We start from the raw sequence: 13,795 nt of genomic DNA, 5'->3' as shown, positions 1-13,795 counted from the left end.
CCATAACAAAAAGCACACCTTGAAATGATGGATTCAACCGAGGCTGAGCTCTCAATCATTCAGAATGTGCTTTCTGATAAATATACATTACTGTCCATGCTTCCCTAAGACCAGGTTGTATTGGCTACCATTACAATGAAAATTAACATGAGATAATTGACCGAGATCAAAAAATTGATCTTTGCCCATTTTTCATCATTGTCTGTTTTCAAACCGCTGATCGTATGTACAAACCAGATGATGCTGCTAATCAAGGAGATGATCAGAAATACCAGCCCAACGTAATTGTAATAATACAGCAGAAATACGGCAGGAATCAGCAGAAATACATACGGAATCATCTGCAGCTTGGTACGCTTCACACCTTTCACGACCGGTAGCAACGGGAAGCCCGCAGCACGATACTCTTCGACCCGGCGAATACCGAGCGACCAGAAATGTGGAGGCTGCCATAGAAATAACAGTGCAAACAACAGCCATGCTCCTGCATCAATCTCATCCGTTACAGCCGTATAACCGATGACCGGCGGCATCGCCCCGGCAATTCCACCGAGCGACGTGCTCCAGGTAGAGCTGCGCTTCAGCCACATCGTGTAGATCACAATATAAGCGAACCAGCCCAGCAAAGCCATCCAGCCAGATAGCGGATTCACCCATAGAAACAATACTGCTAATCCCGCGATGCCGAGGACCAAGCCATAGGCAAGCACAAACCCAGGCTTCAGATGGTTAATGTACTCCATCCTTTTCTTCGTTCGTTCCATCTTTTGATCCAGTTCTCGATCCCAATAGTTGTTAATGACACATGCTGAAGCAATAACCAACGTTGATCCAAGCACAACCAGCAGCAATGATATCCAATCAATATCCCATTTTGAAGCGACCCAGAAACCCACGGCTACCGCAAACACATTCAGCCTTAATAGTCCGGGCTTGGTTAATGCAATCATGTCTTTAAGCATCAGAAGCCTCCTGAATGATGTAAAAACGCCATTCCTATAATGATACATGGACCAACCCTGAAATACAATCGCTTTCATTGATTTGTCATAACAAAAAGCATTCTTATCCGCTTCGTTTACGGAAAGAATGCTCGTTTTATCGTTTCTATTATATTGCATCCAATTTGATGATTCATACATGTTTACGGGATATACTGCTGTACAATTTGAATCACTTTACCATCCTGAATGGTAAGATGATACGGGAAGACCGACAAATCCATGATTCGTGTATCTCCATATAATGCTTCGAACTTGGACAATGACACAGGTTCATTCCACTTAATCTCTGCTCCCTGCATAGTACCATCGTGATCGTACAGCTGCATCAGAACCTTGGCATCGGCCTTAACCTCAACCTGCTCCTGCTCTTTGTTATCATTCACAATATAATAACCATCGGGTGCTTCATCTATGCCCGCATCGGGATTCCGTTGTTTGAAAACCGTATTCGCTTCCTCGCCCTGATACCAGCCGATCTTGTCAACAGACAGCATTAATTTGCCGTCTTCGACACGCATTCCTTCGATATACGCCGTGTATACCTCGGAATTGGCAAGTTGTGCTTTATTCGCTGAAGGTGACTGAACATTCATACGCTCCTCTGCATTGGCAGGCGGGAGCAAATATGTAGCCAGCACGATAATGCCTACCAAAGCTGCTGCTGCACCAATCATCTGTAATCTCCACTTTTTCGCCGCGTTTTTCATGCCAGCATCTCTCCTTATTTCACTATAGCTTTTCACCTGTACAATTCGAAGTGTCAATGCATCGTTCCGTACATATGATTATTAACCGGAAGCTTTTCTCCTCAAACGGAAATGTTGCTTGTCATGCATTCACTGGTTATGTACTCATTGTACGTCAAAGCTCTTCTGCAAAAGTTTCATCCATATTAAAAATAGTTACAATTTACGTCATCAATTCAAGCTTGTCCGTTCATAAACCAGCAAAACCGCGAATGAGCCTGCTTCAGAGCCTCTGCCTGTCTGTTTATACACTGTCTGTTTATACACTGTATGCTTGTACCCTCACTTTATGCCTAGTGTGGCCTCTCCTCAGCTGCCAGATCATCAGCCCGTATTTGCACGAGACTTGATTTCGGCTCAGAATCCACCGCTTGCGTTTCAAAAAAGCTCATCGGGTTAATCGTTTTACATATACATGATAATGTTTGGTTATGTTAGTAAGCATCGTCATCACTACGTAAAACAAGGAGGAATTCTCATGAATCGCGACTCTGAATATGACAAAAGTACCGAGGAACTCAAGCCGGGCGTTAATACTGTAATCGAGCCTGACCAGAGAAATCCCGGGCCAACCGATATGATTGAAGATGCCGTGGGAGATATCGTAGATAACATTCGCCAGGATTTCACCCGCAAATCGGAAGATTCCTCAAATAAAAAATAAACAGACCATACCGTCTCCTAGAGTGTGCATATGTTTCAAAATAATCAAAAAACAAGTCCTGCCTGCGGCCCATTGGCTTTAGGAGGACTTGTTCTCTTATCCATACCTTTTTTTCATAAGCTGCAGCTCTTTATGAATCCAGATTGCGGCGATTGAGCCTTCCCCCATCGCAACGGTGGCCTGCTCTGCATGCAGACCCAAATCCCCTGCAATCCACACCAGAGGTGCTGCCTGCATACTACGCGGATTAGCTTCCACATGTTTATTGTCCGCGATCACTGCCCCCAGCTGCTCAGCCAGCTCATAGTGCACCCGATTGCCGCCAAAGGCAATAAATCCACGCTCCGATTCATAAATCTGCCCGTCTTCTGTCAGCACACCTGTAATATGTCCATCCTCCATCTGCTGCACCTCCTGCACAGCGGCCTTCAGATAACGTACCCCTGCTTGCTTCATCTGTCGATGCAGGTCTGCCGAGATGGGAGTCTGATCATGATTGATATATAACAGATCATCTGTGCGTTCAATCAGAATCATTGCCATATTGGCTCCGGCCTCGCCAGCGCCGAGCAGTATCGTGCGCTGCCCTTGAATTTCGTAGCCATCACAATCGGGGCATACATACACCGTTCTGCCCAATGTAGGCTTGAGACCGGGAATGTCAGGTACTCGATCGGATAACCCTGTTGCCAGCAGCACCGTTTTCGTCTCATATATGGTGCCGGAGGAACCTTTCAGTCTGATGCGTTCCTCTGACATACGTACAGCCTCAATGATACGATCCTGCTCGAATTGAACCCCTGTACCTTCGGCCTGCATACGACCGCGTGCTCGGAGCTCTTTCCCCGATATGCCGTCGGGATAACCAAGAATATTATGATAGGTCCGACACCGTGTGGATCGGCCCTCTCCTGCATCCACCACCAGGATCTGGTGTGCAGAATAACGCCCAAGCTGGATGGCGGCTTGAAGCCCTGCGAGCCCTCCACCCACAATAATGCAATCAACCTCTCGCATGCTTCCTCTCCTCCTCAATGTCCAGTACTCTCACTCCATAGCTTAAACCAAAATGAAAAGACCCAAACCTCCGCCTATATAAGCGAGTGATCCGGGTCCGTTATAAGAATACACGTTTGATTCGAACATATGACATTATAAAGTGCTGTTAAAATATATACGAGTTGAACCGCATCGCATTCGTAATGGCATTCCACACATCCGCTGTCTCACCGCCCATATACCAGTAGGCCAGACCCGCAATGTTTTGCTCGCTGCTCATCAGCACCTTGGCTGACAAGGAACGGCTATCCTCTGCCCAAATCTCTCTCGCCGCATGAGCTGCAGTATAATTAACCCTGTACTGACTCAGGCGTGTGTCCCATTGTATTCGAGAACCGGCTGCGGCTGCCCGAATCGCTTGTTCGCCTAGCGTAATATCCCATGAGGCCGTCTCTGGACTTGCCATGGACCAATCTCGAGTATATAGCGGCAGAGCCAGAATTGTTTTGTCATTTGCCACCTCGGTCAGCATCGATACCAGTGCCCGTTTCACCCAAGGCAGCGAAGCCACTGAGCCTGGCTTCGGATCACCGCTCCAGTGCTCCTCATAGCTCATTAACACCATATAGTCGGATATCTCAGCCAGTTTGACGTAATCAAAGGCAGCCGTCCAATCTGTGCCCAGATTGGGCGATACATCCACTGAAACAACGGCTCCCAGCTTATGCAGAGCGTTCGTTAAGGAAGTCACAAAAGCGGTGAAGCCTTCGCGATCGGAAGGATCTACATTTTCAAAATCAACGTTGATTCCGCCAAGCTTGTAGGTTTTGACGAAGCTGGTAACTTGCTTGACCACTGCTTCCCGATTGGCCGAACTCGACAACATCTGATGCGTGGTCTCTTTATTGGAACGATTGCCGAGCAAGGGCCAGAGCTTGCGATCTGTACGGGATGCCCACGAGATGAGGGTTGAGTTAACATGATTGGACACACTCATATCCCCATTCAGGAAAAACCAGCGCGGCACCAGTGTATTTACAGGCGACTGCTGCACTTGCTTCATAAACTCCGCAGTGGATGAATTATATTGCCATCCCAACTGAATGCCATGTGCCTGCTTTTGCTTGAACTGCGCGGCCCATGCATTTTTCTGTAGTATAGCATCCAGCATCACGGCTGCCTCCTCCCTCGTGACTTGGTCACCAGGTCGAAATAAACCGTCGCTGCCTCTCATTAAACAAAGCTTATGCACCGTCTGCACATATGGCTGAGCCCAGGTCGAAATCTCTGCGGCATCCGTATATGTATCAGACAAGTTGTTCAATTCTACGGGACGCTGTTTAAGCATGCGCGCGATCAGCGCCGCTGCCTCCTCGCGAGTAATAGATGCATTGGGTCGAAACAGACGCTGCCCCTTCCCTTCCAGAAGAGATACATTCGTCATAGCTGCCACATTGCCATAATACCAAGCCTTCGCAGATACATCTCCATAGGGATTAATACTGTTATTGACCGGTTTTAATCCAAGCAGGCGTATCGCAAACGAAGCAAATTCTGCCCTTGTAACCGCCTTTTTCGGTTCGAATAAATGCTCCGTCGTGCCAGCGGCAATGCCTTGGCTAACCAAACGATCAATGGCTGCTCTTGCATAGCTTGTATGAGTATCCTGAAAATCCGGCTTATTGCCTGCTGCATGAGCAGGACCGCAATTCCCCGCCAATGAACCTAACATCATAGCGCCGATAAAGACCGTTTTCCACAACGGACAAATCGTTTGTTTCACATCTATTTTTTTCACAGTAAAAAGCCTCACTTCAATAATTTACGATAATATTCATCGTATCAAATTGAAGCAAGGCCGTATGTGGTTAAATATTGGAAATGACGATGTTTATTTGTGTACTTTAACGCGTTCCTGAATCGGTTGGAATTGCTTCTCGCCTGGTGTTGCTGTTGGTTTACCAAATGGCATCTGAGCAACAAGTCTCCAGTTCTCTGGAATATTCCATTCCTGCTTCACTTTTTCATCAATCAACGGATTGTAGTGCTGCAAGGATGCGCCTAATCCCTCTTGCTCCAATGCAGTCCAGATAACAAGCTGCAACATGCCGTTTGATTGGTTCGCCCAGATCGGAAAGTTATCTGCATAAGCTGCAAAGTTCTGTTGAAGCTGTGCAATCACATTGTTGTCTTCGAAAAACAGCACTGAGCCGTAGCCATTGCGGAAACTTGCCATTTTCTCAGCTGTAGACTGAAAAGCCTCTTCGTTGCCAACAACTTCACGCAAAATTTCTTCCGTGTGATTCCACAGTTTATCATGCTGCTCGCCCAGTAATACCACTGCGCGGGAGGTTTGTGAGTTAAATGCAGTTGGTGTATACTTGACCGCTTCTTCGACGATTTCCTGAATTTTCGCATCCGAGATCGTGGATTCCTTACTGATTCCATAATAAGATCTTCTGTTCTTCAAAGCATCAAAAAAAGTAGACATTCGTATACGCCTCCTAAGTAATTGGTTAATTCATTCCTTGCCAACACAGTAACTATAATATAGTAACATACATTAGTCAATAAGCTAATTAATATTCATGGAAAATATCTCAAGCAAAAACGGAATTTCAAGCCTTTGCTCATCGCACTTCCCTCACCGTTCCTCCTTCATTATGCTTCCAAAAGGACTTCATTTATTCATCTGCTCCTAGACGTGAAACTAAAAACACTTCAGCACCATATCTAATTCTGCCACTCTACCTTTCTTTACCTGTTCACATGAAATTCTAAACATCCGATGCGCCCCTTGCAGCTTTCCCCCATTCTCCATCGCATACAAAAAGGCCAACCAGTAAGCACTGGCTGACCTGTTAATACAAATCCGACCTGCCGGTCGACTTGAGAGAAACAACATAGGATTTTAATTTAATACTTTGCATGCTCAAACGTACTGTGACTACATCTGGCGATGAAGCTGACTTCGATACAGATCGGGGGAACACCCCACACTTTGTTTAAATATTCGGCTAAAATGGGACAGGCGCTTGAAACCAGACAATCGACTGGCCTCCGTCACACTCATCTCCGGCTGAAACTGAAACAACAGCTTTGCCTGATTGATACGCCGATCATACAAATATTTGAATATTGTCAGCCCCGTCATTTCTTTGAACATGCCTGCCAAATAGGGCTTGGATAGATGTAACTCCTGTGCCAGATCATCAAGCCCGATATCCTGCATATAATGGGTATCCACATACCGGATTATATGCTGGACATGCCGTTCTTTTTCCGAGGATACACGCTGTTCCTGTACATGCCCTTGGCACAGTTCCGCCACACAATAGAGCAGGTCACATACCCGGATATGCATACGCTCCTCCCTGAACCTGGAGGTGTGACCGGATAGATGATGTAAATCCTGCAAGAGCGCTTCAAACTCTAAACGAACCTCCCCCGCAAGGTTCACCCGACAATTACCTAGCTCGTCGAATGGCTTCAGCACCTCCTGAATGCGATCCGGGTGCAGGCTGCTGCGCATTGCGGAAGGATCAAAGTGGAGGGTTGTTCGCACATACGGTTTGCCAGCTTTGGGATGCGGCCGGTGCAATGTCATTCCGTGCATTAACACCAGATCTCCCGGCTCCAGATTGTATACCCGGTCCCCGATGATATAAGTACATTCTCCGTCGTGGAAATAATAGATTTCATAATGTGGATGCGAATGGAAGCCGTCTGAATTTCCAGGGTCAAACTGACTTGTCGCTCGGTAGGTATACGCCAGTGGAGCAGTAAACTGCATCATGCTAGGCACATCATCACCTCCTGTCCATAACGAAAGCGGGGAATCATATTATGGCTTCACTCTCCCCGGTGACATTTTACCCTTTTTTTATAACAGCTCCTGAATGCTTGCTTTGATCTCATCCATAGGTGCAACCGGCTCAAAACGACGAACGACCTGTCCTTCTGCATCAATCAGGAATTTCGTGAAATTCCATTTGATCGCGTCACCATGCAGCCACTCTGGCGCTTTATCCGCCACCATCAGCTTGAGCAGCTTGGCCTGAATGTCGCTCTCGTCAAAGCCGGCAAACGGACCTGACTTTTTCAAAAAGTCGTACAACGGATGAGCTGTCTCGCCGTTTACATCCAGTTTGGCAAACATCGGAAATTTCACCCCGTAGTTAATCTGGCAAAATGACTCCGCTTCTGCACTGCTGCCTGGCTCCTGCTCCGCAAACTGGTTGCACGGAAAACCGATAATCTGCAGGCCCTGATCTTTGTACTCATCATAAAGCTTCTGAATATCATCGAATTGATGCGTATATTTGCATTTGCTTGCCGTGTTCACAATCAATACAGGCTTTCCTTCATATTGATAGAGCGGAAAACGCTCTCCACTTGTTCTGGTTACGGTGAAGTCATAGATGGTTGGCATAAGTCTGAGTGCACCTCGCAATAGTTATGTAGTTACTAATTTTGTAGAGTCACTTTTTATTATATACGAAGTGGGTCCGCTTGTATTGAGGAAGCTTTAGCAAAATAGCCCTGATACGTCCTATTCACCAGAATCTCAGTGCTAACCTCAGAATGTAGTCTTTGCTCTCCACCAGCTTGCGGTAATAACTTTGGCGCAGTCCTGCCTCTAGCTCCTCCACCGTAGCTTTAATCATCTTATCCAGCAACGTATAACGCAGGTAAAGATTATTTGCGTTTCTATAAATAAGCACGTCCGTATACACAAATTGGACTTGATTCGTCTATTTGGCTAGAGTCAACTACATCCAGTCCCGCCAATGCTGCTCCAGAAAAAGCACCTCCTGCTCATAGTGAGCCAAATGCCCCTCTTCAACCATCTTAATAAAGGCAGCCTCTCCAGCAGCTGCGCGACCTTTTAAGGTTTGGCACATAAAGCGCATGCGGGCCAACACCCAATCTTTCATATTCGGTGGAATCTTCAATCCATAGGCATCCATAAACAGCTTTATACGTCTCTTCCGAACGGCGGCGTGACTATCTTTATCATAGGACGTAACCGCTCTCTTCCCTGGATCTGAAGGCGATGCAAAGGCGAAAAATTCGCAAGCGGAACACAGGTATACAAGGTATAAGCAATATCCCACAAACGCGGGCCTGGACCAGCCATATCGAAATCAATGATTCCCTGCGGCAAACCATTCCTGAATACGATATTGTACAGGGCAAAATCATTGTGGCAAACGACCTCCGTTGTTGCTGACGCTTGATCGGATAATCCCTTGCCCATGCCCTCTATATCTGGAAAAGGATTGCCTGAACGGGCCGTCGTTGTAAAATCAACCGAAGCATCGTGGTAGGCCCTCAACAGATGAGCAGCTGCAATCAATGATTCGTCTGACCACATATATGCATCAATCTCTGGATAATCATTACCTGGCACATCTCCCTCCAGATAAGAAAGCATCTCTCTTCCCTCTTCATCCATACCGAGATATTGCGGTGCCTGATGGAAGCCCTGCTTTTCCAGATATAACAGCAGTTCATGCACATAACGATTCGGCTTGGTGCTCCGGCGAACCGTATCTCCAACACGCACGACTTCGTTCACATTACCACCAGCCAGCCGTTCCTCCTGATGTTTAGACAGGTCAATTCCTCCTTTTTATGATTCTAAAATTAATTCCTGATTTTCTTTATCCCCGCTCCTTATTCTTGTAGCTGCCTGGGGAGCTATATATTTCCAGCAAACATGATCCTCTCCTTCATTGGACTTGCTCTTAGTATAATCCATCTTCTTCCATTCGTGAATTAAACTGCTACGATACAGCCTTATTTCCGCATATCAAACAGCGTCGTCATCACTGACGGCGCTGATGTACTTTTTTGCGTATACCTTTCAATTGGCTACACCTTGTCATTAATAAGCTTAGGTCACCATCATGTGCTGCGGCTCCAGGCCACTTGCGAGAAATAAGGTCCGATCAACATGATACAAATCGAATATTGGCTGCTCCATATTCATGGCTCTGGCGACTTCCGGATACAGATCATGGGCGAGACTGACATAAGGCAGTTTTTCCACCGCTTTGCGGGAGCGTACATTTTGCTTGCGTATTTTCATAAAAACCGTCTGCATGCCATGCTCAAGAAATAGTTCTGTCAAAAAGGCTGACTTCGCTCGCTGGCTGTACCCGTTCCCGAAATAGGGCGCACCGATCCACGTTGCCAGAAATCCGGTGTGATTCACGATGTGATACAGATCAATGGTGCCGATGGCTGTACCTGTTTCATTCAAAATCGTGCGTGAAATGACGGTTCCCTGCTCTTCTTCGGCGATGATCTGCCGGGTTAGAAACAACAATTCTTCTTGCGACTGACATGCATAACGAACATAAGGAGAAACTGCGGGGTCTATCATCAAACTGTACAGCGATTGACATTCATGCAGCTCACGCTTCTTTAACATCTGTCTACCACCCAATCCTTAAAGTTCGCTAGATCAAAGCAAAATTAAGTATAACCATGGATGTGTAGATTTTCGTGAATTCTGCTCAAGGCTTATGTAAAATCCATAGACAGAAATGTGATCAAAGTTGAATGTCTCGACCGTTCTTCTATCGTTTACGGGTATGCGATGACAAGCATTACTTGACGGTTTAGAAGACATTGAAAGGACGCACTCCTCTTATTCTGGAGTACGCCCTTTTTTATCCAATGAAATGAATGTAATTACTGCATGCCCTGCATGATGGCATTAATAATATTTTGCTGAGTTACCGTATTGTTAAATCGGTTAAACAGGGCAAATCCATGCTGTCCGTTAAAGCCATTGTCCCAATAAACAGGAACCAGCTTGTACTTTTTGGCTGTAGCCGTAACCGCCTTGGCATACACGGCACGATAGTTATTATTGCTGGAGTCATAGGAAGACTTATCAATAGAACCGAACTCTCCCATCACAACAGGGTAGCCCTGCGTTACAAACTTGTCGTACATAGATTTGAACTGGGAATCCAGATAATCCTCCTGCCCCCATGTTGACCGTTTGGCAGGATTGGTCGCTGTTGCACCCCATTGCGTAATGTTTCCATTTTCTTCACCGGCAAAATCCCACGGCGAATAGTAGTGCGCCGAGATCATGATGCGTTTCTGCGAGCTAGGAATGGCAGAGGAACGGAAATTATCCGTTGGAACGACAAAGCCATAATTCCCTACCGTGTAATCAATGTTCGTGTTCCAGCCTGGAACGAGCAGCCATCTGGCATTGTTGTTGCCCCCCGTCTTCCGAACGGTATCTACAAAAATCTGATTATATGCATTCAAGTTGCCATAATATGATGTATTCGGGTTGTTATAATTGCCGTCAAACACCTCATTCATGGACTCGAAAATGAGACGTTCATTATACGCGCTGAACCTGGTAGCAACTTGTTGCCATACCTTTTGATACTTGTCCCGAATTACGTTCTGATTACTACTGTTCACATGCAGCCACGAACCTGGAATCGAGTGGAATCCGTCGCCATGCATATTAATGACGACATAAAGTCCTTCATTATAAGCGTAATCTACGACCTGCTGGATACGATTAAGCCATGACGCATTCACAGTGTAGTTGGGAGCGCTTCCAATATAATTGAGATAAGAAACGGGAATACGAATCGTTTTGAAGCCTGCCGCTTTTACTTTTTTGATCAGTTCAGGTGTAATTGTAGGATTGCCCCATGACGTTTCATTCGGTGTTCCATTTACCGTCGCTTCAAGCTGATTGCCCAGATTCCAGCCTGCGCCCATCTCCGCTGTAATCTGAGCAGCCGTTAACGATCTCATATCCGCAGCCGATGCCTTGGTGCTCCAGCCAGCGAATGCCGCTGTAGCCATGAAGAGCAGTGCTAAACCGGCGATACTAAATTTTTTAAACGTTTTCGTCATAACCTAACCTCCGCTTATTTTATTGGTTAACAAGCAGTGCCGTTGCCTCTAGTCTAACGAAACCTCTAAACCTCTGTTCAGCATGTAAATGGAGATGTAATCCTCCCTTCTCAATGGATATCAATCCATAAGCGAAAAAGCGGTCCGCTAACAACATAATAACACATTTATGGAAAATAAAGTTCATATTTTTGTCTATTTTGACATGTTACTACACCTTTTTTTAACTCGATCCGAAATATTCATACAGCCAGGCGGTAAATCTATCATTCTCTTCGAATTGCGGATAATGCGCAGAATGATGAAAAACAATCAGCTCTTTCTTGGGAGCTTTCAGCTTGTTTAAGTAAACGTCCGCCTCTTTCAATGTAGTCATGTAATCATACTGACCCATCAGCAAATAGACTGGGATGTGAACCTCATCTACCTGCTCAGGCAAAGGCTGCTCCAGTGCTTCTCGCACGAGACGGTCCTGGGATTGGAGAATTCCTGTATAAAAGCGGATGACATCCAGCCCGTTATACTCTGATCCGAATAGAAAGCCTGTAGCATAATCACCGTTCTCGTTGATATGTCTAGCTGACCCACCATATTTTTGTACAAAAGTTCGAGGTGTAAGGCCCTCCCCATGATGGATAGATTCTCTCAAGAGCTCCAACTCCCGCATATCGTCCATATTTCCGGCCATGTTTGCCTGCTTTATCGTATAATCTAACGTTTCAATCTCACTTTGAACGGTATCCCCCATCTGTCCGATGCCAATATAAGCCTGGAACTGTTCAGGTGCTTTCGCAGCGGCCTTCATCCCGATATATGTACCAAAAGAGTGGCCGATAAGCACAACCTTATCCTGCTGCAGCTCCTCTGTGATATGCTTCGTTAGAGCAATCAAATCGTCGACAAGTATATCTGTTGTCAGGTTTGAGTAGTCCTCTGTAAAATGATAAGACTTGCCGCTCCCGCGTTGATCATAATGAACAATGGTAAAATGCTTCTCCAGTTCACGCTGGTATTTTCGGACATACGGAATCTCGGAACACCCCGGTCCCCCATGAACAAAGAGCAGCACCGGATTACTTCGGTCCGCTCCTCTAATCATGACTTCATGCCCTGTACCGTTAATATCAATCTGCTCAAGTCTGCTTACACTGTTCTCTCCTTGGATACTCGGTGTCCAGGTAGGAAAAAAAAGCGCAATGGCGATCATTCCTAGCATGGTAAAGAGGCTATACTTCATGGCTTTAGCTATCTTTTTTCGCATAGTCTCTCCTTCTGCTAACTGTTGTCATGAACCCAGCTCCTTTATCATGTGAACATCTTTGGGCTCTTTGGCAAACAATTCTTTATCCACGTTTGTTGTTATCCGACTTCCCTGGCTTTGATAAAAAGATACGGCGGATCTCGTCTCTGTGGACGAGATATACAATGATTTGGCCCCGCGTCTTCTCGCCTCTGCACTCAAATAAGCCAGAATTCGTCTACCAATCCCCTTGCGTCTATACGGTCTGGAGACATACATAAGGTCCAACTGTAGCTGGTCCTTATCTTCGCCTCTGAATGGATGAGCAAGCACTCCGAAGCCTACTAATCTCGCCCCGTCAAAAGCACCATATGCCACACCGCCCTGCTGTAGCTCATTAGTGTAACGAGCCTGAAGCTCCTGCAGCTGCTCCCCATCCCAGCTCGCGCACTCGTGGTCCTGTTTGTGCTCAATTAATTGCTGTTCATTAACCTCATAGATCAGGTCGATGTACTCCGAACGATCGACTTCTTGCAGCTGCTTCACATGATCCAGGTTCATCATTTTATATGTAATCATCTTATGACATTCCCCACTTCTCTTGTGTCTGGTGTTCATGCAGTGAAATTTGTAATGCTTGTTCCCAATTATCTCGTGTAACAGGTTGAATCTGGACGATGTTAGTTTTCATGAAATCTCCTATTTCAAACGTTTAGCGCTTGCCTGCTGCAGGCTTATATGTACGTTCAATCTTTGTTATAGCTTGCCTTGTATTCGTAACAATAACTGCATTCTTGCCGTATCGACTCGTCATCTCGATGACATCCTGAACAGGATATTTATGGTTCCATTTCACAATCATTTTGCACAGATTGCTGAAGGACTGCTTATAATTCCATGCTTGCAAGCCTGTTCTGGAGAGCACAAACCTTCTAACAATCCGATAATCTCTCACCAACACATGGGGATGCAGCACCAGCACCACGTCCGCTTCCAGAATAGATGGAGAAGTCCAGGGTTCAAGCTGAGCACCTTCAATAATCCATGCTTTCGAACTCACAATGGCTTGCAAGGCTTGGTCTCTCACCTTTTCAGGGTATCGCAAATTTACTGCGCTTCTGTCCCAGATCAGATTGTCCAGTTCGTGGCTGGCGATATCGTATTTTCGGGATAATGCTCTCGCTAAGGTTGACTTTCCGCTTCCACAAGCGCCAATAATCCGAATTTTCATTGTATG

16 protein-coding genes are annotated in these 13,795 nt (G+C 46.0%); 1 reads left to right on the top strand and 15 read right to left on the bottom strand.

The features are described from left to right. Window positions 1–104: 104 nt before the first annotated feature. Together cyoE and DFQ00_RS07930 are read right to left on the bottom strand one after the other, a co-directional pair. The gene (gene cyoE, locus DFQ00_RS07935; protein WP_110895953.1) at window positions 105–962 is read right to left on the bottom strand and encodes a heme o synthase; all 858 of its coding nucleotides are present in this window, start codon (window positions 960–962) and stop codon (window positions 105–107) included. Window positions 963–1,144: 182 nt separating this feature from the next. Continuing rightward, window positions 1,145–1,711, bottom strand: coding sequence for a hypothetical protein (locus tag DFQ00_RS07930; RefSeq protein ID WP_110895952.1), 567 nt, complete (start codon window positions 1,709–1,711; stop codon window positions 1,145–1,147). A gap of 517 nt (window positions 1,712–2,228) precedes the next feature. Between DFQ00_RS07930 and DFQ00_RS07925 the strand changes: the two genes are divergently transcribed. Further along, entirely contained in the window at window positions 2,229–2,414 is a 186-nt protein-coding gene (locus tag DFQ00_RS07925; RefSeq protein WP_110895951.1) for a hypothetical protein, read from the top strand. Between the two features lie 96 nt (window positions 2,415–2,510). On the opposite strand, the gene DFQ00_RS07920 is transcribed toward DFQ00_RS07925, so the two are convergent. From DFQ00_RS07920 to DFQ00_RS07865, 13 genes are all read right to left on the bottom strand, one after another. After that, the gene (locus DFQ00_RS07920; protein WP_110895950.1) at window positions 2,511–3,431 is read right to left on the bottom strand and encodes an NAD(P)/FAD-dependent oxidoreductase; all 921 of its coding nucleotides are present in this window, start codon (window positions 3,429–3,431) and stop codon (window positions 2,511–2,513) included. 148 nt (window positions 3,432–3,579) lie between these two features. Continuing rightward, window positions 3,580–5,196: an S-layer homology domain-containing protein gene (locus DFQ00_RS07915; protein WP_244213734.1), complete on the bottom strand. Its 1,617-nt coding sequence runs from the start codon at window positions 5,194–5,196 to the stop codon at window positions 3,580–3,582. A gap of 108 nt (window positions 5,197–5,304) precedes the next feature. Further along, the gene (locus DFQ00_RS07910) at window positions 5,305–5,904 is read right to left on the bottom strand and encodes a nitroreductase family protein (RefSeq protein WP_110895949.1); all 600 of its coding nucleotides are present in this window, start codon (window positions 5,902–5,904) and stop codon (window positions 5,305–5,307) included. Between the two features lie 456 nt (window positions 5,905–6,360). Then, window positions 6,361–7,209 (bottom strand): AraC family transcriptional regulator, encoded by an 849-nt coding sequence (locus DFQ00_RS07905; protein WP_244213756.1) that lies wholly within the window; start codon window positions 7,207–7,209, stop codon window positions 6,361–6,363. A gap of 87 nt (window positions 7,210–7,296) precedes the next feature. Next, on the bottom strand, window positions 7,297–7,845 hold the full coding sequence (locus DFQ00_RS07900) for a glutathione peroxidase (protein WP_110895947.1): 549 nt from the start codon (window positions 7,843–7,845) through the stop codon (window positions 7,297–7,299). Window positions 7,846–7,969: 124 nt separating this feature from the next. Next, window positions 7,970–8,137, bottom strand: a complete 168-nt coding sequence (locus tag DFQ00_RS29465; protein ID WP_208643767.1) for a hypothetical protein — start codon at window positions 8,135–8,137, stop codon at window positions 7,970–7,972. A gap of 48 nt (window positions 8,138–8,185) precedes the next feature. Then, entirely contained in the window at window positions 8,186–8,368 is a 183-nt protein-coding gene (locus tag DFQ00_RS30250; RefSeq protein ID WP_341866255.1) for a hypothetical protein, read from the bottom strand. A gap of 23 nt (window positions 8,369–8,391) precedes the next feature. Beyond that, window positions 8,392–8,994, bottom strand: a complete 603-nt coding sequence (locus tag DFQ00_RS07890) for an aminoglycoside phosphotransferase family protein (protein ID WP_341866254.1) — start codon at window positions 8,992–8,994, stop codon at window positions 8,392–8,394. A 318-nt stretch (window positions 8,995–9,312) separates the two neighbouring features. Further along, complete coding sequence (locus tag DFQ00_RS07885) at window positions 9,313–9,852, bottom strand: GNAT family N-acetyltransferase (protein WP_110895945.1); 540 nt, start codon at window positions 9,850–9,852, stop codon at window positions 9,313–9,315. Between the two features lie 263 nt (window positions 9,853–10,115). Beyond that, a complete protein-coding gene (locus DFQ00_RS07880; RefSeq protein WP_110895944.1) occupies window positions 10,116–11,318 on the bottom strand; it encodes a glycoside hydrolase family 5 protein in 1,203 nt (400 codons plus the stop codon). Window positions 11,319–11,541: 223 nt separating this feature from the next. Beyond that, window positions 11,542–12,579 carry an alpha/beta fold hydrolase gene (locus DFQ00_RS07875; RefSeq protein ID WP_110895943.1) on the bottom strand — a complete coding sequence of 346 codons (1,038 nt, stop codon included), beginning with the start codon at window positions 12,577–12,579 and terminating at the stop codon, window positions 11,542–11,544. Window positions 12,580–12,603: 24 nt separating this feature from the next. Then, window positions 12,604–13,137, bottom strand: coding sequence for a GNAT family N-acetyltransferase (locus DFQ00_RS07870; protein WP_110895942.1), 534 nt, complete (start codon window positions 13,135–13,137; stop codon window positions 12,604–12,606). Window positions 13,138–13,270: 133 nt separating this feature from the next. Further along, the gene (locus DFQ00_RS07865) at window positions 13,271–13,789 is read right to left on the bottom strand and encodes a P-loop NTPase family protein (RefSeq protein WP_110895941.1); all 519 of its coding nucleotides are present in this window, start codon (window positions 13,787–13,789) and stop codon (window positions 13,271–13,273) included. Window positions 13,790–13,795: the final 6 nt, after the last annotated feature.

The sequence above is a fragment of the Paenibacillus barcinonensis genome (assembly GCF_003217495.1).
GTDB lineage: Bacteria > Bacillota > Bacilli > Paenibacillales > Paenibacillaceae > Paenibacillus > Paenibacillus barcinonensis.
The sequence above is the reverse complement of the archived record's forward strand: the minus strand, read 5'-3'. Positions and strand labels throughout refer to the sequence as shown.